15 protein-coding genes and 1 other RNA gene are annotated in these 22032 nt (G+C 73.2%); 8 read left to right on the top strand and 8 right to left on the bottom strand.

All coding sequences use genetic code 11. The annotated features are described in order from the left end of the window. Nucleotides 1-60: 60 nt before the first annotated feature. Together ACPZVR_RS12910 and ACPZVR_RS12905 are read right to left on the bottom strand one after the other, a co-directional pair. Nucleotides 61-3420: an Ig-like domain repeat protein gene (locus ACPZVR_RS12910; RefSeq protein WP_436700289.1), complete on the bottom strand. Its 3360-nt coding sequence runs from the start codon at nucleotides 3418-3420 to the stop codon at nucleotides 61-63. Between the two features lie 35 nt (nucleotides 3421-3455). Then, the gene (locus tag ACPZVR_RS12905; RefSeq protein ID WP_436700000.1) at nucleotides 3456-7340 is read right to left on the bottom strand and encodes an Ig-like domain repeat protein; all 3885 of its coding nucleotides are present in this window, start codon (nucleotides 7338-7340) and stop codon (nucleotides 3456-3458) included. A gap of 216 nt (nucleotides 7341-7556) precedes the next feature. Here ACPZVR_RS12905 and prfB point away from each other — a divergent pair, with 216 nt between their 5' ends. Continuing rightward, complete coding sequence (gene prfB / locus ACPZVR_RS12900; protein ID WP_436699999.1) at nucleotides 7557-8672, top strand: peptide chain release factor 2; 1116 nt, start codon at nucleotides 7557-7559, stop codon at nucleotides 8670-8672. A gap of 27 nt (nucleotides 8673-8699) precedes the next feature. Here the strand turns inward: prfB and ACPZVR_RS12895 are convergent, their stop codons facing one another. Beyond that, nucleotides 8700-10493: a fibronectin type III domain-containing protein gene (locus tag ACPZVR_RS12895; RefSeq protein ID WP_436699998.1), complete on the bottom strand. Its 1794-nt coding sequence runs from the start codon at nucleotides 10491-10493 to the stop codon at nucleotides 8700-8702. A gap of 81 nt (nucleotides 10494-10574) precedes the next feature. Further along, nucleotides 10575-11255, bottom strand: a complete 681-nt coding sequence (locus ACPZVR_RS12890) for a hypothetical protein (RefSeq protein WP_436699997.1) — start codon at nucleotides 11253-11255, stop codon at nucleotides 10575-10577. Nucleotides 11256-11372: 117 nt separating this feature from the next. On the opposite strand from ACPZVR_RS12890, the gene ftsE reads away from it, so the two are divergent. The 6 genes from ftsE (at nucleotide 11373) to ACPZVR_RS12860 (ending at nucleotide 16832) form a co-directional block, all read left to right on the top strand. Further along, nucleotides 11373-12062, top strand: coding sequence for a cell division ATP-binding protein FtsE (gene ftsE, locus ACPZVR_RS12885; protein WP_436699996.1), 690 nt, complete (start codon nucleotides 11373-11375; stop codon nucleotides 12060-12062). 20 nt (nucleotides 12063-12082) lie between these two features. Then, on the top strand, nucleotides 12083-13030 hold the full coding sequence (gene ftsX / locus ACPZVR_RS12880; protein ID WP_436699995.1) for a permease-like cell division protein FtsX: 948 nt from the start codon (nucleotides 12083-12085) through the stop codon (nucleotides 13028-13030). Nucleotides 13031-13118: 88 nt separating this feature from the next. Further along, a complete protein-coding gene (locus ACPZVR_RS12875; protein WP_436699994.1) occupies nucleotides 13119-14429 on the top strand; it encodes a peptidoglycan DD-metalloendopeptidase family protein in 1311 nt (436 codons plus the stop codon). A 91-nt stretch (nucleotides 14430-14520) separates the two neighbouring features. Then, nucleotides 14521-15033: an SsrA-binding protein SmpB gene (smpB, locus tag ACPZVR_RS12870; RefSeq protein WP_436699993.1), complete on the top strand. Its 513-nt coding sequence runs from the start codon at nucleotides 14521-14523 to the stop codon at nucleotides 15031-15033. Next, nucleotides 15026-15916, top strand: a complete 891-nt coding sequence (locus ACPZVR_RS12865; RefSeq protein ID WP_436699992.1) for an amidohydrolase family protein — start codon at nucleotides 15026-15028, stop codon at nucleotides 15914-15916. The genes smpB and ACPZVR_RS12865 overlap by 8 nt, the downstream gene beginning before the upstream one ends. Nucleotides 15917-15989: 73 nt before the next feature. Further along, nucleotides 15990-16832, top strand: a complete 843-nt coding sequence (locus ACPZVR_RS12860) for a trypsin-like serine protease (RefSeq protein ID WP_436699991.1) — start codon at nucleotides 15990-15992, stop codon at nucleotides 16830-16832. Between the two features lie 68 nt (nucleotides 16833-16900). Here ACPZVR_RS12860 and ssrA read toward each other — a convergent pair. The 3 genes from ssrA to ACPZVR_RS12845 all read right to left on the bottom strand — a co-directional run bounded on the left by ssrA (nucleotide 16901) and on the right by ACPZVR_RS12845 (nucleotide 18784). Next, nucleotides 16901-17271: a transfer-messenger RNA gene (gene ssrA, locus ACPZVR_RS12855) on the bottom strand. A gap of 76 nt (nucleotides 17272-17347) precedes the next feature. Next, entirely contained in the window at nucleotides 17348-18007 is a 660-nt protein-coding gene (locus ACPZVR_RS12850) for an SDR family oxidoreductase (protein ID WP_436699989.1), read from the bottom strand. A 9-nt stretch (nucleotides 18008-18016) separates the two neighbouring features. Then, a complete protein-coding gene (locus tag ACPZVR_RS12845; RefSeq protein WP_436699988.1) occupies nucleotides 18017-18784 on the bottom strand; it encodes a thioesterase family protein in 768 nt (255 codons plus the stop codon). Nucleotides 18785-18971: 187 nt separating this feature from the next. On the opposite strand from ACPZVR_RS12845, the gene ACPZVR_RS12840 reads away from it, so the two are divergent. Next, entirely contained in the window at nucleotides 18972-20141 is a 1170-nt protein-coding gene (locus ACPZVR_RS12840; RefSeq protein WP_436699987.1) for a glycerophosphodiester phosphodiesterase, read from the top strand. 15 nt (nucleotides 20142-20156) lie between these two features. On the opposite strand, the gene ACPZVR_RS12835 is transcribed toward ACPZVR_RS12840, so the two are convergent. Then, nucleotides 20157-21950, bottom strand: a complete 1794-nt coding sequence (locus tag ACPZVR_RS12835) for an ABC transporter ATP-binding protein (protein ID WP_436699986.1) — start codon at nucleotides 21948-21950, stop codon at nucleotides 20157-20159. Nucleotides 21951-22032: the final 82 nt, after the last annotated feature.

Raw genomic sequence — 22032 nt, 5'->3', positions numbered from 1 at the left:
GACGCCACGAGGGGCGGGTCCACCCGGACCCGCCCCTCGGTTGTCGACCCGCGCGCTCGGCTACCGGCCGCCGTGGTCGGAGGTCGGCAGGTGGTTCTCGCCGCCGGCGTAGAACACGTCGAACCCGCTCGACGTCACCAGCGACCGCCACCGCGGGTCGACCGAGCAGTGGCCCACGCCGTCCGCATCGGTGACCGTCTCGCAGATGAGCCGCTGACCGTCGCCGCCGGGCAGCGAGGCCGCGGTGCGGAAGACCAGCGGCTGACCGGCGAGCGGCCGGCCCTGCGCGTCGTTGAGCGTCGCGTAGACGTCGCGTACGGCGCCCAGGACGACGGTCGTGCGCAGGTCGTCGAGCCGCGCCACGGCCCGGTCGACGACCTGGGTCAGCTCGGCCGAGGTGCTGGCGGCCCGCGAGGCGCTCCCGGAGTACGACGCCGTGAGGGCGTGGCTCCCGGTGGCCAGCCCGTCGACGTCGAGGGTCGCCTGCTGGACGCCGTCGACCGTCGCCAGCGTCGCGGTGCCGAGCACGTCGTCGCCGGACCGGAAGGTCACCGTGCCGGTGGGCTTCCCGGAGGTCGGCGTCGCGTCGGTCACCGTCGCGGTCAGCGTCACCCGCTCGCCGTACGACGAGGGGTTGGCGCTGGACGCGAGGCCGGTCACGGTCACGCCGGACGACACCACCTGGGCGGTCGTCCCCGTCGAGCCCTCGAAGGTCACGCTGCCGGTGTAGGTGGCGCGGACCTCGTGCGTGCCGGCCGCCAGCGACGCCGTCGAGTACGACGCCGTGCTGGTGTCGGCCGCGGCGGCGGGGGTCAGGCTCGCGGCGCCGAGCAGCGTGCTGCCCGCCCAGAACTGGACGACGCCCGTCGGCCGGCCCGTGGCCGGGGCGACCGCGCGGACCGTGGCGGTGAAGGTCACGGCCTGGCCGTGGTCCGCCTCGGCGTCGTCGGAGGCGAGCTCGGTCGACGTGCCGGCCTTGCCCACGACCTGGCCGTTGCCCTGGTCGAGCAGGCCGGTGCTCCCGACGAACCGCGGCTCACCGCTGTAGACCGCCGAGATCCGGTAGGTGCCGGGGGCCAGGTCGGAGAAGTCGGCGCTGGTGGCGGTGCCGTCGTCGAGCGCCACCGGAGCGCCCAGGGCGGCCCCGTTGACCTTGAACTGCACCGTGCCCCCGGGCTCACCGGCGCCCGGGGCGACCGGGCTGACGGTCGCGGTGAACCGGACGGCGGCACCGGGCTGCGACGGGTTGGCCGTCGACGTCACCACGGTCGAGGTCTGCGCCCGCTGCACCTTCTGGGCGACCGAGCCGAAGCTGGACGAGAAGCTCTCGTCGCCGTCGTAGGTCGCGACGACCGCGTGCTGGCCGACGGTGAGCGAGTCGACCGTGATCGACGCGACCCCGCCCGTGCCGGACCCGACCGGCGCCGTGCCGAGCACCGTGTCGCCGTCGGTGAAGGTGACGGTGCCCGAGGCGGATCCCGCGCCCGGCGCGAGCACCGCGACGGTGGCGGTGAAGGTGACCGGCTGACCGAAGACCGCGACCGGCGCGCTGCTGGCGACGGTGGTCTTCGTCGCCGCCTTGTTCACCGTGTGGGACACGGCGGAGGAGGTGCTGGTGACGAAGTCCGGGTCGGCGCTGAGGTAGCGGGCCCGGACCTGGTGGCTGCCGCGGGCCAGGGTGCTGGTGGAGAGCTCCGCGACGCCGTCGACGAGGTCGACGAAGGGGCCGGGCTGACCGTCGATCTCGAACTGGACCACGCCCTCCGGCTCCCCGGTGGCCGGAGCGACCGGGGTGACCGTCGCGCGGATCGTGACCGGCTGGCCGACGACGGACGGGCTCGGGGAGACGTCCACCGCGGTGGTCGTCGCGGCGGCCGCGACCTCCTGGTCGAGCGCGTCGGTGGCACCGGCGAACCGGTCGTCACCCTCGTAGTCGACGGTGATCACGTGGTCGCCTGCGCTCAGCTTGACCGCCGCCGAGACGGCGTTGCCGCCGTTGAGCGGCACCGGGTCCCCGATGGCCTCGCCGTCGGCGAAGAAGCGCACCGAGCCGCTCGGCTCGCCGGCGCCGGGGCCGACCACGTCGACGTCCGCGGTGAAGGTGAGCGGCTCGCCGGCGACCGCGTCGGCGTTCGACGTGCTGAGCACGACCGTCGTGTCGGCGCGGTTGACGCCGTGGGTGACGTCGCCCGACGTGCTGGCGGCGAAGTCGGCGTTGCCGTTGTAGGTCGCCTGCACGGTGTGGTTGCCGGGCGGCAGGTTGCTGATGGTGAGCTCGGCGGTGTCGCCGGTCAGCGGCACCGCGGTGCCGTAGGGGTCACCGTCCACGTTGAACTGGACGCCGCCCGCCGGGTCGCCCACGCCGGGGGCGACGACGCCGACGGTCGCGGTGAAGGTGACCGCCTCGCCGGTGACCGTCGGGGACCCGGTGCTGGTGAGGTGGGTGCTGGTCGGCGCCTTGGCGACGGTCAGCTGCTTCGTCGTCGCCGTGCTGTCCACCAGGTTCGCGTCGCCGCTGTAGCGCGCGCCGATGGTGTGGCTGCCGGTGCTGAGGGTCGAGGTCGACGCGGAGGTCGCCGTACCCCCGGACACCGCGACCGGGGCGCCGAAGTCGGCGCCGTCGACGGTGAACTGGACCGTGCCGGTCGGCGTGCTCGTGCCGTTGACCCGGGCGACCTGAGCGGTGAAGGACACCGCCTCGCCGTGGACCACCGCCGCGGGCTGCACCAGCGTGGTCGTCGTCGAGTTCTTCTGCACGGCGAACGGGGTCGAGGCCGACGAGCCCTTGTAGTAGGCCGTCGCGGCGAAGGCGGCCGTCACCGTCGCGGTCCGCGGGCCCCCGGAGATCGGCAGAGAGGCGGTGGCCACGCCGCTGCCGTTGGTGACGGCGTTGACCGACGTGCCGTCCGACAGCGAGAACGTCACGGTCCGGTTGGGCAGCACCGACGAGCCCAGGTGGGGGTCGGTCAGGGTGGCTCGGACGGTCGCCGAGGTGTTCTGCGGCGCCTCGGTCGCGCCGGAGTAGGACAGCTGGGTGATGTTGTCGATGGTCACCGACCGGTTGAACGTGCTGGTCGAGTTGCTGCACCAGGCGAAGCCCGAGCGCTTCTGCTCGATCGAGCGCACCGTGTAGGCCCCGTTGGGGTAGTCGTGGGTGTCGATCGTGACGGACTTGGCGCCCGTCCCCTCCAGCTTCTGCGAGAACACCACGCCTCCTCCGCTGTTGATCAGCTGGAGCGTGACGTTCGGCTTCGTGGCGTTCGCGCACAGGGTGCCGTCACCGACACCGCTGGACGCGAGCGTCGCGTTGCCCCGCAGGACGGCGCCGTCGGCCGGCGCCGTGATGTCGGCCGCGGCCGTGGAGGCCAGGACGACGGGGATCCCGAGACCCAGGGTGGTGGCCGCGAGGGCCGCGATCATGCGCCGCACAGAGGTTCCTTTCATCGGAGCGGGCCTCACTTCAGGAGGGCGCCGCGCGCCGTGGAGGAGAGGTGGTTGGCGTCACCCGCGAAGGTGGCCGTGTAGCCGAGCGCGAGGGTGAGGGCGAGGATCTGCGAGCCCGCGTTGCACACGGCGATGCCGGACTCGTTGGTCGGCGCGACGCACAGCAGCTTGGCCCCCGCGCGGAACTCCACCGGGACGCCGGCCACGGGACCGCTGCCGGTGCCCGTCACCGTCGCCCGGAGCTGGCCGAGCGGCAGCATGAGCGGCAGCAGCTTCACCGCCGCCGGCGCGGCCACGATCGTCGTCGCGCGCTTCTCGACAATGAGATCGGCGGTGGCCGAGCTGCTGCCCTGGAACTGGGCGCTCCCGGCGTAGACGGCCTTCACGACATGGGTGCCCGCCGGCAGTGCGACGGTCAGCCGCGCCACGGTCGACACACCGTCGCTGGGACCGGTGATCGGCGTGGTCGACACGGTCCCGATCGGGGCGCCGTCGGCGAGGAAGGTCACCGGTCCGGTCGGCTGCGGCAGACCGCCCGGTGCCGGGGTCACGATGGCCGACAGGAGCACCGGGTCGCCGTACGTCGAGGCGCTCGGGGAGACGTGCAGCGCGGTCGTGGTCGCCGTCTGCACGACCGTCTGGGTCAGCTGCGCCGTGCCCGCGCCGTAGCGCAGGTCGCCGGAGTAGAGGACCGACACGGTGTGCTCGCCGGGCGTCAGGTCCGTGACCTGGGGGCTGGTCGCGGAGCCGTCGACGAGGGCGACGGCGGCGCCGAGCGGCTGGCCGTCGACCGCGAACTGGACGAAGCCGGAGGGCGCGATCCCACCGTCGGAGGTCACCTCGGCGGTGAACCGGACGCCCTCGCCGGGCCCGGAGGAGGGCGCCGACGACGCGAGGGACACCTCCGCGGTGCCGGTCGTCACCGTCTGGGTGAGGATGTCGCCGGAGCCGGAGAAGCCCGGAGCCGGCTCGAAGCTCGCGATGACCGTGTGGTCGCCCGGCTCGGCCGTGGCGACCGGCGGGCTCACCGCCACGCCGTCCTCGACGCTCACCGCGGCCCCGAGGTCCTGGCCGTCGACCGAGAACTGGACGGTGCCCACGGGGTCCTCGCCCTCGGCGGACACCGCGGCGCGGAACGTCACGCCCTGCCCGTACGACGACGGGTTGGTGCTCGAGGTCAGCGTGGTCGTGGTCGCCACGACAGCGGTGCCCGGGATCACCGTGTGCGCGACGGCCTCCGCCTCGCTGGAGCGATAGTCGGTGTCGCCGGCGTAGCGGGCGGTGATCTGGTGGGTGCCCGGCGCCAGGTCGTCGACGTCCAGGGTGGCGACGCTGCCCGACGGGGTGGCGGCGAGCGGGACGGCGCCCAGCGACTCGGCGCCGGCGTAGAAGGTCACCGTGCCGGTCGGGGAGCCCGAGCCGGGGCTGACGGCGGCGACGGCCGCGGTCAGCTGGACGTTCTGGTCCTGCACCGAGGGCGACGGGGTCGCCTGTACCACGGTCGCGGTGTCGGCCTGCTCGACGACCTGCTCGACCTGGTCCGCGCCGCCCTGGTACTGGCCGTTGCCGGCGTACTGGGCCTCGACGGTGTGGCTGCCCGCACCCAGCGTGGTCAGCGGCGGGAACACCGCGACGCCGTTGTCGAGCGCCACCGGACCGCCCACCGGGCTGCCGTCGACCAGCAGCTGGACCGAGCCGGCCGGGGTGCCGCCGCCGGGCGCCTGGACCGCGACGGTCGCGGTGTAGCCGATCGCCTCGCCGCTCACCGTGGTGGCGGAGGAGGAGGCCAGGGAGACCGAGACCGACGCCTTGGCGACGGTCACCGTCCGCGGGGCGGCCGCGCTCCCGGCGTACACGTCGTCACCGGTGTACGTCGCGACCACGGCGTTGCTGCCGACCGCCAGGTCGTCGACGACGACCGAGGCCTGGCCGTCGGAGCCGACGCCGGCCCGGCCGACCTCGGTCCCGCCGACGCTGAAGACGACGTCGCCGGTCGGGGTGCCGGCTCCGGTGGAGACGGTCGCCGACAGGGTGACCGGCTGGCCATGGACCGCGGAGGCGGGGGAGACGGTGGAGGCGGTGCTGGTGGCCAGTAGCGGCTCGCGGACCCGGAAGGTGACGGCGCTCGACGAGCTGGCGGTGCTGTCGGCCGAGCCGCTGTAGACGGCCGTGACGGTGTGGTTGCCGAGGCCGAGCGTCGACAGCGGCGAGCTCGTGGCCTGGCCGCCGTTGAGCGCGACCGGGGCGCCGAAGTCGGACCCGTCGACCACGAAGCGGACGGTGCCCGTCGGGGTGGCGCCGTGCTGCGGTGCGACCGTCGCGGTGAACCGGACCGGCTCGCCGATGGTGACGACCCCCGGGTCGGCGACGACCGTCGTCGTGGTGGCGATGGTGCCGACGGTGAACGGGGTCGACGTCGAGGCCGGCTCCAGTCCGCCGTCGCCCGCGTAGGACGCGGTGAGGGTCGCGGCCCGCGGCGGACCGGCCACGGAGATCTGGGTCTCGGCGACGCCGGCGGCGTTCGTGGTGGCGTTCGCCGAGGTGCTGCCCAGGGTGAAGGTGACGGTGCGACCTGCGACGCTCCCGCCGGCGCGGTCCGCGAGGACCGCGCGGACCGTGGCCGTGCTGCCCTGGGCGGCCGAGGTGTCGCCGTCGTAGGTGAGGGTGCTGCAGTTCTTCGGGGTGACGACGAGGGTGGCGGCGGTGGTGACGCCGGCGGCGGTCACCAGGACGCCCCAGCTCCCGCGGGCCCCGTTCTTCTGCAGCCCGTCCGCCTGGGCGGGCGCGGTCAGCGTGGCGGCGTAGTTGCCGCCGGAGGTGGTGGTCGCGTTGACGGTGACGACCTGACCGGGCGTGAGCTGGGACTTGTCGAGCGTGACGGTCACCGGGACGCCGGCCGCGCCGCTGCTGAGGCGGCCGGCGACGGTGACGTCGCCGCCGGCGCAGCTCAGGGACGGGGTGATCGTCTCGGTCAGGGTGGTGGCCGCGGCGGGCGTCGAGGCCGACGTCAGCTTGCGGTCCAGGGTCAGGGCGGCCCCGTCGAGGGGGAGCCGGAGGTACTGCTGCGCGTCGTTGCGGTGCGTCGGCGACCACCAGTCGGTGCTCACGAGCTGGCCGTCGGAGCTCTGCGAGTGGACCTTCCGGGTCGCGACACTGCCGCCCGCCGCGTTGATGGTCGCGTTGGTGACGTCGACGGGCGCGTCGAGGGCGAAGACGCCCTCGAAGGTGTCGGCTCCGGAGCCGTAGCTGCCGGCGTCGTAGGTGAACCCGCCGGTGTAGTCGACGTCGACGTCGTTGTGCCACGACTGCCCGGCCTCGACCGGGAAGTCGATGACGCGCCAGCCGCCCCGGGGGGTCAGCTCGAGGTCGACGGCCGCGGTGATGTTGACCGAGAGGATCGAGACCGACGCCTTCGCGCTGAGGTTCTGGTGCTGCTTCTCCTGCAGCAGCGCGAGGTCGGAGCGCCGGACGTACCGGGTGCCGCTCACCGACCCCGAGAAGTTGCTGAGGTTGGCGGTGCCGACGCCGTCGACCTTCGCGCTGCCCGATCCGCCGGTGATGGTGCCGGAGATGGCGAGCCGGTAGGCGCTCTGCCCCTGGAAGGTGTCCGCGCCGACCACGGTGTAGGTCACGTTCTCGTTGATCGTGACGTCCGCGGTGTCGCCGGTGTAGCGGAAGGACGTCTGGTAGGTCCACGACCAGCCGGGGCTCCAGGCCGCGACGTCGTCGCCGCCGGCCTGGGCGGCCTGCGTGGGTGCCGCCGTGGCGACCAGGCTGGCGAGCACCGTCGCGAGGACCGTCGCGAGGACGCCGAGCCAGGCCAGCCGGCGGCGGAAGGCCCGGGCCGCGCGGCGGCCCCCGGGCAGGAGTGAGTTGTCGATCGGCGCAGGGAGCATGCGTCACCGTCCCGTGAGGAGGGATGCCACCCGAGAAGGACGGCCACGGGGGACCATGTGGCGGAGGGAGTGTCCGGGATTCAAGCAGGTTGCGGTCGCGTGCACACGGCTTTTCTGAAATGGGTTCACTTCTTTTGCCTGGCGGACCGGCCGTGTTCACCGCCGCGCATCGCCCCGGCTCGGTGATTCGCGGCGCGCGCCGTAACCTTGCTCCTTGTGGCGGGCCCCGACTTCGACTCCGAGATCAAGCAGCTGACTGCGACGATGCACACCATCGAGCAGGTCCTCGACCTGCCCAAGATGGAGCAGGAGATCGCCGACCTCGGGGTCCAGGTCGCCGCGCCCGACCTGTGGGACGACCAGGCCAACGCCACCCGGGTCACCGGACGGCTCTCCTCGCTGCAGGGCCAGGTGGAGCGCTTCCGCGGCCTGCAGCAGCGCATCGACGACCTGGCGGTGCTCGCCGAGCTGGCCGCGGAGGAGGCCGACGCCGACACCCTGGCCGAGGCCGAGACCGAGCTCGACCGCATCAAGAAGGCCGTCGAGGGCCTCGAGGTCCGCACCCTGCTCTCCGGCGAGTACGACGAGCGCGAGGCCATCGTGACCATCCGCTCCGGTGCCGGCGGGGTCGACGCCGCGGACTTCGCCGAGATGCTGATGCGGATGTACACCCGCTGGGCCGAGCGCAACAAGTACCCCGTCGAGGTCTACGACGTCTCCTACGCCGAGGAGGCCGGCATCAAGTCGGCCGAGTTCGCGATCCACGCGCCCTACGCCTACGGCACCCTGTCGGTCGAGGTCGGCACCCACCGGCTGGTCCGGATCAGCCCGTTCGACAACCAGGGGCGCCGCCAGACGTCCTTCGCCGCGGTCGAGGTCGTGCCCCAGCTCGAGCAGACCGACGAGATCGAGGTCGACGAGAACGACATCCGCACCGACGTCTTCCGCTCCGGCGGGCCGGGTGGGCAGTCGGTCAACACCACAGACTCCGCGGTGCGCCTGACCCACATCCCCACCGGCATCGTCGTCTCCTGCCAGAACGAGAAGTCGCAGCTGCAGAACAAGGCGGCCGCGATGATCGTCCTCAAGGCCAAGCTCCTCGCGAAGAAGAAGGCCGAGGAGGCCGCGCTGAAGAAGGACCTCAAGGGCGATGTCGCCGCCAGCTGGGGCGACCAGATGCGCAACTACGTCCTCAACCCGTACCAGATCGTCAAGGACCTGCGCACCGGCTACGAGACCGGCAACCCCCAGCCCGTCTTCGACGGCGAGATCGACGGCTTCCTCGAGGCCGGCATCCGCTGGCGCCGCGGCGCCGAGCAGGTCGACGCCTGAGGCTCGTCCCGGACGCCCCGACCAGGCTCAGCGCGCCTTCGCCGCCGCCGAGCGCGGGCTGAAGCGGCCCCAGCCGAGGTCGTTGCGCGCCTTGATCCGCACCGACCAGCGGCCCTTGCGCGGCACGACGAGCTCGGTGCCGGTGAGGGTGCCGGGGAGCACCGCGGACGTGCGGCGGGCGACCACCCGGCCGCGGGCGTCCACCCGGAACGCCTTGATCACATAGCCCGTGATGGTGCCGCCGCCGGCGGCCGGCGGGGTCCACGCCACGCCGATGCTCGGGCGGCCGCCGCGGGAGCCCTTGCGGACCGCGGGCGCGCCCGGGGTCCCCGGACGCGAGGTCGGTGCGCCGGTCGACCCGGTGCCGTTCCCCGGACCCGAGGGGCCCGCCGGGTCGAGCGCGATCTCGGTCGGCGGCGGCACGGGCACACCGGCTCCGCCCGCGCAGCCGGCCATCAGCAGGTGGTAGCTCCCGATGCTGCCGTAGTCGTCGTAGCCCTCGCTGTCCCAACCGCCCGCGCCGCCGGTGCCGGACCCTCCGCCCGAGACGCTCAGGTAGTAGGGGCCGCCGGTCAGGGGGAGCGCGAGGGAGGCGCCCATCCCGACGAGGGTCCCGGTGCGCGTACGGGTGGTCGCCGGCGCGTGCGCGGCCATCAGGCCGCCGGCGGCGTCGCGCAGCTCGAGGACCACGTCGAGGTTGGGGCCCGGCGCCACCGGGGTGGCGGTCGCGGTCAGCGTGCCGACGCACTCGGTCAGCGTGTACCAGTCGCTGTCGGCGGGGCTCGAGATCACCCCACGGCCGTCGGGCAGCGTCGCCAGCGCCGCGGCGCTCGCGGGCGTGCTGCCCGCCTCGTCGGTGCGCGGCGGCAGGCCGTGAGCGCGCATCACCGCCAGGTCGTCCTGGTGGTTGTTCGCCCCCGGGTAGTCGCCCTTCGACCACTGGGTGATCGCCGAGGAGTACGGGCTGCCCATCAGGGGACCCCACAGCGTCGTGCCGCCGTAGTACCCGCTGCTCCCGGAGCCGTCGTGGGACAGGCCCAGGGTGTGCCCGGCCTCGTGCGAGGCGGCCTCCGCCATGTTCTTCGCCCGGTGGCCCAGCGCGTCCGGGAACACCCAGGCGGGACTGCGGGTCTCGCCCGCCGTGACCGCGTCGAAGGTGCCGATCCAGGCGATGCCACCGCACTCGCCCCGGCACAGCTGGGCCTGGACCGTGCTGTCGTTGGTGAAGGCCACGCGCGCGCCGTACGTCGGGTCGCTGCTCGAGCCGCGCCACAGGGCACCGAGCGGCGGCTCCTGGGTGGTGACGTCGACCTCCCAGGGGGCGAAGTCCTCGGCGACCCGGGTCCAGACCTCGCGCACGACGGCCCGCTCGTCGTCGGAGAAGAGCGGCGAGCCGTCCATCGACCAGGCGTCGAAGACCAGATCGGTGAGCCCCTGCTGGAGCCAGGAGTTGGAGCCGAGCAGCCCGCCGCCGTCGAAGTCCAGGTAGATCGTGCGCGCGGCGCCGGGACGGCTGTGCAACGCGAAGGCGTCGGTGCTCGCCGTGTCCGCGAGTGCAGCGGCCGCGGCGACGTCGTCGCCGTGGGGCTCGCCGGCGGCCGCCGCCTCCGCCTCGGCGGGCGGGTGCCACTCGTCGACGGCGAACAGCGTGCCGTCCGCCGCGACGTCGATGGCCGGGTCCTCGGCGAGCAGTCGCTGCTCCGCGGCGCTCAGGCCCGCGACGCCCGGGTCGGTCTCGGCGGCGGCCGCGGGGAGGGCGAGCGCCCCGAGCGCGAGGGCCAGACCGGCGAGGCCGGTCGCCGCGCGCAGGAGATGCTGCATGAACGGCCGATCGGCGCCGGCCGCGCCGTCCTGAGCGCGTCCCGGTCACGTCGGGACCATGGTCCCGGTGGATCCGACCGATCAGGTGAGCGGGACGGACGCGGCCTGCGCGACGGCGACGCACCAGCGGCCGGCCCGGTCGACGGCCTCGTCCTGGGGCACGTCGGCGGCGAGGGTCAGGCTGCAGGCGAGCCAGGCGTCGCCGAACAGGCCCTGGAAGGTGACCCGCTGCACCCCGTCGCCGGGGCACAGCACCGCCGTGGACGGGGCGCCGTACGCCGGGGCCGCGGGCAGCGCGGTGCAGGTCGCGGCTAGGGGGGTCTCGGTCATCCGACGGGCCGCGTCCGGCGTCACCGGCGGGGCGAACACCCATCCCCGCGCCTCGCCGGTCGCGCCCGTGTCTGCGGGATCGGTGGCATCGGCGGGATCGGCGGGATCGGCGGCGTCGGCGGGGGAGAAGCGGCAGCCGTACTCGTGGGGCACGTCGCCGCCGGGGAAGGCGTCGGACCGCTCGCCGTTGCCGTAGGCGGTGAGCGTCGCCTCGCCGCCGAGGGCCTCCTCGACGGCCTCCTGCGGCACCAGGTCGCAGAACGGCACCCGCTGGACGACCGCCTTCGTGGTGTCGAAGTCGGCCAGCGCGGTGCCCTGGTAGGCGGCGGGATCGCGCGACAGCGTCTCGTCCCCGGAGCGGGCCACGCCGACGGCGACGGGAACGAGCGTGAGCAGCGCTGAGAGGAGCAGCGCACGCAGGACCGTCGGCACGGTCGTCACCCTACCGACGCCGTGTCTGGCGCCGGAGACGTGACGTGCCCGACGCCCGCGCGACCCACCGGGGACGGGTCCGCCGGTCGCCTTCGGCCGTCGCGTACCGTCAGGTCAGTGATTCGCTTCGAGAAGGTCACCAAGCGCTATCCGGGCCCCGGTCGGCCGGCGCTCGACCAGGTCACCCTCGACATCGACAAGGGCGAGTTCGTCTATCTCGTCGGCACCTCGGGCTCGGGCAAGTCGACCGCCCTGCGGCTGGTCCTGCGCGAGCTGCGGCCGACCACGGGGCGCGTCCACGTCGCCGGCAAGGAGATCAACCGGATGGCGGGGTGGAAGGTGCCGCGGCTGCGGCGCCAGATCGGCACCGTGTTCCAGGACTTCCGGCTGCTGCCCAACAAGACCGTCGCGGAGAACGTCGCCTTCGCCCAGCAGGTGATCGGCAAGTCCCGCCGCGAGATCGGCAAGGTCGTCCCCGAGACGCTCGAGCTGGTCGGCCTCAAGGACAAGGGCGACCGGATGCCCGACGAGCTGTCCGGTGGCGAGCAGCAGCGGGTGGCCATCGCCCGCGCGTTCGTCAACCGCCCGATGATCCTCATCGCCGACGAGCCCACGGGCAACCTCGACCCCGCCACGTCCGCCGGGATCATGAACCTCCTGGGCGACATCAACCAGACCGGTACGACGGTCGTGATGGCCACCCACGACCACGGCATCGTCGACCAGTTCACCAAGCGGGTGATCGAACTCGACCACGGCAAGGTCGTGCGCGACGAGGCGTCCGGCAGCTACGGCTTCCAGCACTGATCCAGGAGAGCTTCCCTTCCATGCAGCTGCGCTACGTCTTCACTGAGCTCCGCACCGGCCTGCGGCGCAACCTGTCGATGCACCTCGCGGTCATCCTCACCCTCTTCGTGTCGCTGTCCCTCGCCGGCATCGGCATCCTCGTCCAGCGCGAGGCCACCGTCGCCCGCGACAGCCTGGGCGACGAGCTGAAGATCCTCGTCAACCTGTGCACCGACGAGGACCCCTCCCACAGCCCGAACTGCGCCAGCGGCGAGGTCACGGCCGACCAGCAGCAGCGCATCGAGAAGGAGATCGCCGACAGCGACGAGGTCGCCTCGTCCTCCTACCAGTCCAAGGAGGAGGGCTACGAGCGGGCGTACGAGCAGGCCAAGCGCAACAACACGCAGGCCGCCTTCGAGGGGCCCGACCCGGTCGTCACCGTCGAGCGGTGGCCGGCGGCCTACTGGGTGACGCTCAAGACGCCCGAACGCGCCGACGGCATCATCAGCGCGCTCGAGGGTCTCGACGGCGTGTCGGTGATCAAGGACCAGCGCAAGGCGCTCGGCCAGATCTTCGGCATCATGACGGTGCTCAAGTACGGCTCGTGGATCGGCGCCGGCTTCCTGCTGTTCGCTGCGTTGCTGCAGGTGACCAACACGATCCGGCTGGCGGCGCTCGCCCGACGGCGCGAGATCGCGATCATGCGGCTGGTCGGAGCGTCCACGCTCTACATCGCGCTGCCCTTCCTCCTGGAGGCCCTCGTCGCCGCCGTCGTGGGCGTCGCGCTGGCCGCGGGGCTGCTCGCGGCGTTCCAGTACTGGGGCGTGGAGAAGGCGCTCTCCGACCACGTCCAGTTCCTGCCGTGGGTCGACTGGGGCGACTACACCCAGGCCCTGGTCGGCCTCTTCCCGCCCGGCATCGTGATCCTCGGCCCCGCGCTCACGCTGATCCCGACACTCCTGCTGACCCGCAAATACGTCAAAGTCTGATCGCCGGCCGATACGGTCGAGGGGTTCGGTGAGCGAGCGTCGGCGAGCCCACCGGGCAACACTTCCCCGAACACCGATTGGTCTTACCGTGCGCTTCTTCCCCAGCGCCCCGTGGCTGCGCCGTACCCTGTCCGACCTGCGCGACCGCCTGCCCGTGTGGGCCCACCCCCAATGGCTGGTGACCGCCGTCGCCGTCGTCATCGCCGTGGCCGGCCTGGCCGTCCCGCTGGCCCACGCCGACGACGGCGACGACCTCAAGGACAAGCAGAACGCCGTCAAGGGCGAGATCGCCAGCGTCAAGGGCAGCATCCACGAGGCCAGCCAGCAGGTCGCCACGCTGGCCAAGCGGCTGGAGAAGGCCGAGGCCCGGCTCGGCGCGGCCCGCACCCGGCTCACGTCGGTGCGCGCCGACCTCGCGGCCGCCGAGGCCGCGGCAGCGACGCTCGCGACCCAGCTCACCGAGGCGCAGGGGCGGTTGACCGAGGCGAAGGCGGCCCTGACGCAGGCCCGGGCCGACGTCGCCGTCCAGCGGGTCGCCAGCCGGGAGACGCTCATCGGGATCGCGCAGCAGGGCGACGCGCGGCTGGCCCTCCTGGCGGCGTACGCCGACGCCGGCACGATCGAGGACGTGCTGATGGGGCAGACCGCGAACGAGCTCGTCGTCGGCCGCCAGAACGACGCCCTCGTCCGGCTCGAGGCGGCCGAGGACGCCATGGCGCAGCAGCGCACCGAGGTCCGCGCCGCCCGCGACCAGGTCGCCGACGCCAAGCAGGCCGCGGACGACAACGTGGCCACCGTCAGCGGCCTGGTCGACCAGGCCGCGGCCGCCGAGGCCGAGATCGCGGGGCTTGTCGTCCAGACCAAGGGCGCGCGGGAGGAGATCGTCGCGGCCCGCGAGGCGGACCGTGCCGCGCTGCGCCGCCTGGAGAAGCGCGAGGCGCGGATCCGGCAGAAGATCATCGAGCTCGCCAAGAAGCAGGGCGGCAGCTACGACGGCGACACGGCCGGTCTGCTCGCCCGCCCCGGCCCCGGCCCGGTCACCTCGCCGTACGGCTATCGGATCCACCCGATCTACGGTTACTGGGGCCTGCACAACGGCACCGACTTCGGCACCGGCTGCGGCGCCGCGCTGCGTGCCGGCGAGACCGGCACCGTGATCGACACCTACTACGACGAGGTGTACGGCAACCGGCTCTACCTCGCGATCGGCAAGGTCAACGGCGCCGACATCGTCCTGGTCTACAACCACCTGACCAGGTACGCCGTGAGCAAGGGCGCGACGGTCTCGCGCGGGCAGGTCGTCGGCTACTCCGGATCGACCGGCTGGTCCACCGGGTGCCACCTGCACTTCATCGTGCTGCGCAACGGCGACCCCGTCGACCCGATGCCCTACCTCTGAGCCCTCCCGCTGAGCCCTGCTCGGGCGGCCGGGTCGGGCGTGGAGCGACGCCCGTCGTCAAACCGGTTGCCGTCCCTGAGAGAATCGCCGTATGGCCAAGTCGTCGGGGAAGTCGGGTGCGAAGAAGGAGGACGCGAGCGGGCGCACGCTCGTCGCGTCCAACAAGAAGGCGCGCCACGACTACCACATCGAGGACACCTTCGAGGCCGGCCTGGTGCTGCAGGGCACCGAGGTGAAGTCCCTGCGGATGGGCCGGGCCAGCCTCGTCGACGGGTTCGTCGACATCGAGCGCGGCGAGGCCTGGCTGCACGGCGTGCACATCCCGGAGTACGCCCAGGGGACGTGGACCAACCACGCCGCCCGGCGCAAGCGCAAGCTGCTCCTCAACCGCGTCGAGATCGACAAGATCGAGCGGAAGGTCAGCGAGAAGGGCCACACCGTGGTCCCGCTGGCGCTGTACTTCGTCAAGGGCCGCGCCAAGATCGAGATCGGGCTCGCCAAGGGCAAGAAGTCGTGGGACAAGCGTCAGGCCATCGCCGAGCGCACCGCCGACCGCGAGAAGCAGGAGGCCGTCGGTCGTCGGCTCAAGGGCATGCGTGACTGACGAGGCGCCCGAGGTCCGCGCGTTCTGGGAGACGCTGGGCCTGCCGGGCCTCCTCGACCTCCACACCCACTTCCTGCCGCCCAACATCGAGCGGGCCGTGTGGGCGGTGTTCGACTCCGCTGGCCCGAAGATCGGCCGGCCCTGGCCGATCCGCTACCGCGGCCCGATGGACGAGCGGATCGGCCAGCTGCGCGCCTTCGGCGTGCGCCGGTTCCCCACGCATCCCTACGCCCACAAGCCCGGCGTCGCCGCCTATCTCAACGACTGGTCGCGGGAGTTCGCCACGACCGAGCCCGAGCTGCTGTGGTCGGCCACCTTCTATCCCGAGCCCGAGGCCGAGCGGTACGTCGCCGAGCTGGTCGCCGCCGGGGTCCGGATCTTCAAGATCCACCTGCAGGTGGGCGAGTTCGTGGCCGACGACCCCGCCCTCGACCCGGTCTGGGGCCTCCTCGAGGACGCCGGGACGCCGGTGACCGTGCACGCCGGCTCCGGCCCGGTCGGCAACGCGTTCACCGGCCCGGACTCCGTGGCCCGGCTGCTGCGCCGCCACCCGCGCCTGCGCCTGCTCATCGCCCACATGGGGGCGCCGGAGTACGAGGACTTCCTCGTGCTCGCCGAGCGCTACCCGAACGTCCATCTCGACACCACGATGGTGTTCACGGACTTCTTCGACCAGGCGGCCGCCTACCCGGCCCGCCTGCTGCCGCGGCTGCGGGACCTGCAGGCTAAGGTGCTGCTCGGCTCGGACTTCCCGACGATCCCGTACGCGTACGTCACGCAGCTCGAGGGCCTGGCCCGCCTGGACCTCGGCGACGACTGGCTGCGGGACGTGTGCTGGCACAACGCCGCCCGGCTGCTCGGCGAGGACGCCGTCGGTTCGTGACCCGCGGTCTCTTCCCTTGCGGCCCGGGCAGTGCTGGACTGGGGGCCGAGCTCACCCAAGGGGGGGAATCAACATGCGTGCTCGTCTCCTGACCCTGGTCGTCGCCACCCTGGCCGGCCTCGGACTCGTCCTACCCGCCGCGCCCGTGGCCGCCAGCACCGGCGGCACCGTCGACGGCGACACCCATCCGAACGTCGGCCTGATCGCGTTCTACGACGCCGAGGGCCGGTTCCGCTGCTCGGCGACGCTGGTCAGCCCGACCGTCCTGGTCACCGCCGCCCACTGCACCTCCGGGACGCTGGGCAAGACCCTGGTGACCTTCGCGAGCGTGGTCGCCGAGGCGCCGCCGTCGCCGCTGCCGGTGGCCGCGGACCCGGCGGCCGGGTACACCGCGCAGGAGCTCGCCGACGCGGGCTACCTGTCCGGCACGGCGTACACCCACCCGGAGTACAGCGACTTCACCGACCTGTCGAACTGGAACGACGTCGGGGTGATCGTCCTCGACGAGCCGGTCACGACCATCGAGCCCGCTCCGCTCGCGCCGGTCGGGACGTCCGACGCGATCCGGCAGCCGCGCCGGACGATCTTCCGGGCCGTCGGCTACGGCACCGAGGTGCGCCAGGCCGAGACCGGCCCGCAGAAGCCCACCCCGATGAGCTACCCGATCATCCGGCGCTACGTCGACATGCCGGGGCAGAAGATCACGCCGCAGATCATCCAGACCAACGGCAACGAGAAGGACCCGTTCGGCACCGGCGGCACCTGCTTCGGCGACTCGGGCGGCTCGCTGTGGCTCGGCGACGCGGTCGTCGGGGTGACCTCCTACGGCTACACGGACAACTGCCGCTACCTCGACGGCTACCAGCGCATCGACATCCCCGTGGTGGCGGACTGGCTGGCCGGCTTCCTGGACTGACGGGCCGGCCCGGACTGACGAGGCCGACGTGGTCCGCGCGCTGCGCGGGCCACGTCGGCCGTGGTCGTGCGTGGAGCTGCGGGGAATCGAACCCCGGTCCTCGAGCGCCGAGCCAGGTCTTCTCCGGGTGCAGTCAGTGCTGGCGTGTTGCTCGGCCCCGGCGCTCGCACTGACACGTCGCCGACAGGCCCAGCCGGGTTTGAGTCCCGCGCCACCCTCCCGGCGAGAGCGACGCAGCGAGTCTCCTAGATGACGCCTGGATCCGGGACGGAGACGGATGCCCGGTCAGACGCTTCGATCACTGCTCAGGCAGCGAGAGCGAAGGAACTGCGCTTAGCGTTGGCAGTTATTGGTTTCCAGCGATCGTTTACGAGATGACGCTGGCTTCTCGACCCGCTTCCCCTGGAACAAACGTCCCAAGTCGAAACCGATCAGCCCCTCTTGAGTTGTGTCGACCTCAGTCTACCGGTCCTCAACCACGCAGGCCCACCGGATAATCCCGAGGGCCGGCTGGGTCAGGCGCCCAGCGCCCGGGCGATCGCCGCGGGGACGGGGAGCTCGCCGCCGACGAGGTTCCACTGGTGCCCGGTGGTCTCGGGCCGGTCGAGCACCGCGGCCACCACCGCGGCGACGTCGGCGCGGGTCACGTCCCCGCGCGCGACGTCCGGGCCGAGCGCGACGCGGCCGGTCGCGGGGTCGTCGGTGAGCCGGCCGGGACGCAGGATCGTCCAGTCCAGCGAGCCGGCCCGCAGGGCGGCGTCGGCATCGCGCTTCGCGGCGACGTACGCCGCCCACACCTCGCCCGCGTCCGGCGCGACCGGGCGGTCGACGTCGATCGCGGAGATCTGGACGAACCGGCTGATCCCGGCGACCGGCGCGGCCGCGGCCGACTTGAGGGAGCCCTCGAGGTCGACCGTCCGCTTGCGCCGGGCGTTCCCGTCGGGGCCGCCGCCGGCGCTGAACACGACGGCGTCGCAGCCCTCGAAGGCGCGTGCGAAGGCCGGGACGTCGTCGTTCTCGATGTCGAGCAGCCGGACCTCGGCGCCCGCCGCCTCGAGCGGCGGTCGCTGCTCCTCGCGGCGCACCAGCGCCACCGGTCGGTGCCCGGCCGCCACCAGCAGCGGATGCAGCAGGCGGGCGATCTGTCCGTGACCTCCGACGACGGCGACGCGCATGCCCCCAACCTACGGGCGCACGGTGAGGGTCTGGGCGATGGTGCCGAGCGGACCGTCCGCGTCGTGCATCTTCGAGCTGGTGACGCCGATGCCCCCGGGGCCGTACGACTGCGTGGTGTCGAGGCCGAGCCAGCCGTCGGCGGGCACACGCAGGAAGTGCGCCGTCAGGTCGAGGTTCGGGAAGGCGACCTCGGCCGGATCGGTCCGCACCGCGATCCCGTTGGTCACGTCGATGAGCCCGGCAACGGCGGCGAGGCGGCTGATCGGCTCGTCGGCGACGAGCGGGTGCGGCGTCCGGACCCAGACCATCGAGCGGCCGGGACCCAGCTCCTTGCGGCGGACCTCGATCGAGGCGATGAACCCGCCGGGCCACAGGCCCGCCATGTCCCACGGCTCCATCTCGTCGGCCGCCGGGATCGACGGCAGGTCGGTGCCGGCCAGGGGAGCGGTGTCGTAGGGCTCGGCCAGCCAGGCGCGCAACAGCACCACCGCCCGTCCGGCGTACGACGCCGTGGCCTGCACCAGCTCGATGGTGCGGCCCGGGCGGAGCACCTCGACCGTGACGTCGATCGGCTCGATCGGCACCGTGCCGAGGATGTCGTAGGAGAGCCGGCTCACGACGAGCCCGTCGGAGCGGCGCGCGTCGCGGTCGCGTTCGACCTCGTGCGCGAGGACGCCCAGGGCGGGCGCGATGTGCTGCGTCGCGCGGTCCCAGGCGCCACCCACGTGCTCGGTGGGGGCGAAGGTGTGCGGTGCGGTCCGGTGCCAGTACGCCACCACCCCATTGTCCCGGTCGGCCCACCAGCGGACCTACCCCCGAAGGGAGGGTGGCTCCTGTGGTCATCGCCACCTCGCCGGCCGGTGGGGGTGGTCCCGCTGCTCCTCGGCGGCATCCTCCTGCTCGCCCACAGACGTTCACCCCGACCTCTCCGCGGAGCCACCTGCGCCTGGTCGGCTGGCGGCCATGACCTCTCGGAAGAGCCCCGCGCTGCGGCGCGCGCTGCTGACCGCCACCTCCACCGCCCTCGCCCTCGGCGTGGCCGCCGTCCCCGCCCACGCGGGGCCCGGCGTGGACCGCGACCGCGGGCACGGAGCCGGTGCCGAACGCCACCCCTCCGGCGAGCCGATCGTGATCGCGCACCGCGGCGCCTCCGGCTACCGGCCCGAGCACACCCTCGCGGCGTACCGGCTCGCGATCCGGATGGGGGCCGACTACGTCGAGCCCGACCTGGTGTCGACCAAGGACGGCGTCCTCGTCGCCCGCCACGAGAACGAGATCGGCGGCACGACCGACGTCGCGCAGCGCGCGGAGTTCGCGGGGCGGCGTACCACCAAGACGATCGACGGGGTCGCCGTCACCGGCTGGTTCACCGAGGACTTCACGCTCGCCGAGCTCAAGACCCTGCGCGCCAAGGAGCGGCTGCCGCGGGTCCGACCCGGGAACACCGGCTACGACGGCCGGTTCGAGGTGCCGACGCTCGAGGAGGTGATCCAGCTGGTCAAGCGGGAGTCCGGGCGCAGCGGACGCACCATCGGCATCGCGCCGGAGACCAAGCACCCGACGTACTTCGACTCCATCGGTCTCTCGCTGGAGGAGCCGCTCGTGCGGACGCTGCGCCGCAACGGCCTCGACAGGGCGAACGCGAAGGTCGTCATCCAGTCCTTCGAGACCGGCAACCTGCGCCAGCTCGACACCATGACCCGGGTCCCGCTCGCGCAGCTCGTCGACGGCAGCGGAGCGCCGTACGACCTGCGGGCGGCGGGCTCCACGACCACCTACGCCGACCTGGTCACGCCCGCGGGCCTGGCCGACATCGCGGAGTACGCCGAGTGGGTGGCGCCGACCAAGAACCTGGTCGTCCCGCGTGACGCGTCCGGCGCCCTGGCCGCGCCGAGCGCGCTCGTGCCGGACGCGCACGCGGCGGGGCTCAGGGTCGTCACCTGGACGATGCGCCTGGAGAACCAGTTCCTCCCGACCGACCACCGCATCGGCAGCGACCCCGACGCGCCCGGCGACCTGGCCGGCGAGATCGACGCGTTCCTCGACGCGGGCGTCGACGCGCTGTTCTCCGACCACCCGGACATCGCCGTCGCGACCCGCGACGCGTGGGCCGCGCAGGAGGGCGCGGCCTGACCCGCCGGCCGCGGCCTACACCGGCTCCTCGGCGGCGATCCGCAGCGCGGTCACCAGCTCGGCGTAGAGGGTGTCGCTGCGCAGCAGCTCGGCGTGGCTGCCGACGGAGCGCACCCGGCCGGCCTCGAGGACGACGATCTGGTCGGCGTCCAGCACGGTGGAGAGCCGGTGCGCGATGGTGACCACCGCGCCGCGCGCGGCCTGGCGCCGGATGCCCTCGGCGACGGCGGCCTCGGTGATCCCGTCCAGCTGGGCGGTCACCTCGTCGAGCAGGAGCAGCTCGGGGTCGGCGACCAGGGCCCGGGCCAGAGCCACGCGCTGACGCTCGCCGCCGGAGAGTGTGGTGGGTCCGATCTCGGTGTCCAGGCCCTCGGGCAGCGCGCGTACCCGGCCGGCCATCCGCACGACCTCCAGGGCGCGCCACAGCTCCGGCTCGGGCGCCTCGGGGTCGGCGTAGCCGAGGTTCTCGCGCAGGGTGCCGGGAACGAGCGGGGTGTCCTGCTCGACGTAGGCGATCCGTCGGCGCAGCTCGCCCAGCGGCCACCGGTCGTAGGGCACGCCGTCGAGGAGCACCGCTCCGGCGTCGGGATCGAGGAAGCGGAGCAGGACGGACAAGACGGTGGTCTTGCCGGCGCCGGACGGGCCGACGATCGCGGTGTGGCCGCGGCGGGGGATGACGATGTCGACGCCGTCGAGCGCCCACGGCGCGTCCGGCGCGTAGCGGACCCGGACCCCGCGCAGCTCCAGCGCGGTGGTCGCGCTGTCCGGCGCGGGGAGATCGGCGGCGGCCAGCTCGTCGTGCGCCTCCAGCTCCATGCTGGTGATCTCGTCGATCCGGGCCGCCGCGGCGAGCCCGGACTGCAGCGCGGTGAGCGCCATCGTCAGCATCATCACCGGCCAGGTCAGACCGAAGAGGTAGAGCAGGAAGGCGATGAGGGCGCTCACCTCGAGGGCGTCCGCGCCGACCCGGTAGGCGCCGAACCCCAGGACCAGCATCACGGCGAGGTTGATGCCGGCGCCCGTGATCGTCCAGGCCACCGTCTCCAGCCGCACCGCGCGCACCGCCGACACCGCCGAGCGGCGGGCGAACTCGCTGATCCGGTCCGCCTCCCGCTCCTCGGCCCGGCTGGCCTTGACGGTGCGCAGGGCCCGCAGCACGCCGGACAGGCGCCCGCCCATCTCGCCGACCTCGGCCTGGGACTCCTGGTAGGCACGGGCCAGGCCCGGCATGAGCAGCAGCGCCGCCACCGCGACCGCCACGACGACGGCCAGGGTGACCGCCAGCAGGCTCACGTCGAGATAGGCCATCAGGACGAGTGAGCCGACGACGCTGATCAGGCCGTTGACGCCGTACACGGCGCTGGTGGTGGCGGCCTCGCGGATGAGCAGGGTGTCGGAGGTGACCCGGGCGACCATCTCGCCCTCGGAGCGGTTGTCGAGCTCGCGGACCCGGACCCCGAGGAGGTGGCGCACCATGCCGGTGCGCGTCGCGAGGATGATCCGCTCGGCCAGGGTGCCGAGCATGATGCCCTGGACCAGGCCGACGACGGTGCCCGCCACCAGCAGCACGCCCAGGACCGTGACGGGTGTGCGCAGGGAGGCGTCCACGGCCAGCCCGTCCAGCACCCACTTGGTGACCAGGGGAGTGGCGAGCTCCGCTGCGGTGCCGAGCAGCCCGAGCAGCACGCCGACGACGAGGAGGCGGCGGTGCGGGCCGATGTAGCCCCCGAGCAGCGCGAGCTTCTCGCGAAGGCTCAGGTCGGGTGTGGCGCCCGGATCGGGCTTGACGGTCGGGACGGCGTAGGACACGGCTGCTCCTGGGGAGGGCGACGACGGCTCCCCATTATGGGACATCAATGTCCGATTTTGCAACGGAGAGGTCCGATCATGA

The organism is Nocardioides segetis (assembly GCF_051390595.1).
Taxonomy (GTDB): domain Bacteria; phylum Actinomycetota; class Actinomycetes; order Propionibacteriales; family Nocardioidaceae; genus Nocardioides.
This window is presented reverse-complemented; position numbering and strand designations above follow the sequence as displayed.

Excerpts from the sequence above, each read along its gene's own strand:
- ACPZVR_RS12910 (WP_436700289.1), bottom strand. The coding sequence starts at position 3,420 with ATGATCGCGGCCCTCGCGGCCACCACCCTGGGTCTCGGGATCCCCGTC.
- ACPZVR_RS12905 (WP_436700000.1), bottom strand. The coding sequence starts at position 7,340 with ATGCTCCCTGCGCCGATCGACAACTCACTCCTGCCCGGGGGCCGCCGC.
- ACPZVR_RS12895 (WP_436699998.1), bottom strand. The coding sequence starts at position 10,493 with ATGCAGCATCTCCTGCGCGCGGCGACCGGCCTCGCCGGTCTGGCCCTC.
- ftsX (WP_436699995.1), top strand. The coding sequence starts at position 12,083 with ATGCAGCTGCGCTACGTCTTCACTGAGCTCCGCACCGGCCTGCGGCGC.
- smpB (WP_436699993.1), top strand. The coding sequence starts at position 14,521 with ATGGCCAAGTCGTCGGGGAAGTCGGGTGCGAAGAAGGAGGACGCGAGC.
- ACPZVR_RS12860 (WP_436699991.1), top strand. The coding sequence starts at position 15,990 with ATGCGTGCTCGTCTCCTGACCCTGGTCGTCGCCACCCTGGCCGGCCTC.
- ACPZVR_RS12850 (WP_436699989.1), bottom strand. The coding sequence starts at position 18,007 with ATGCGCGTCGCCGTCGTCGGAGGTCACGGACAGATCGCCCGCCTGCTG.
- ACPZVR_RS12840 (WP_436699987.1), top strand. The coding sequence starts at position 18,972 with ATGACCTCTCGGAAGAGCCCCGCGCTGCGGCGCGCGCTGCTGACCGCC.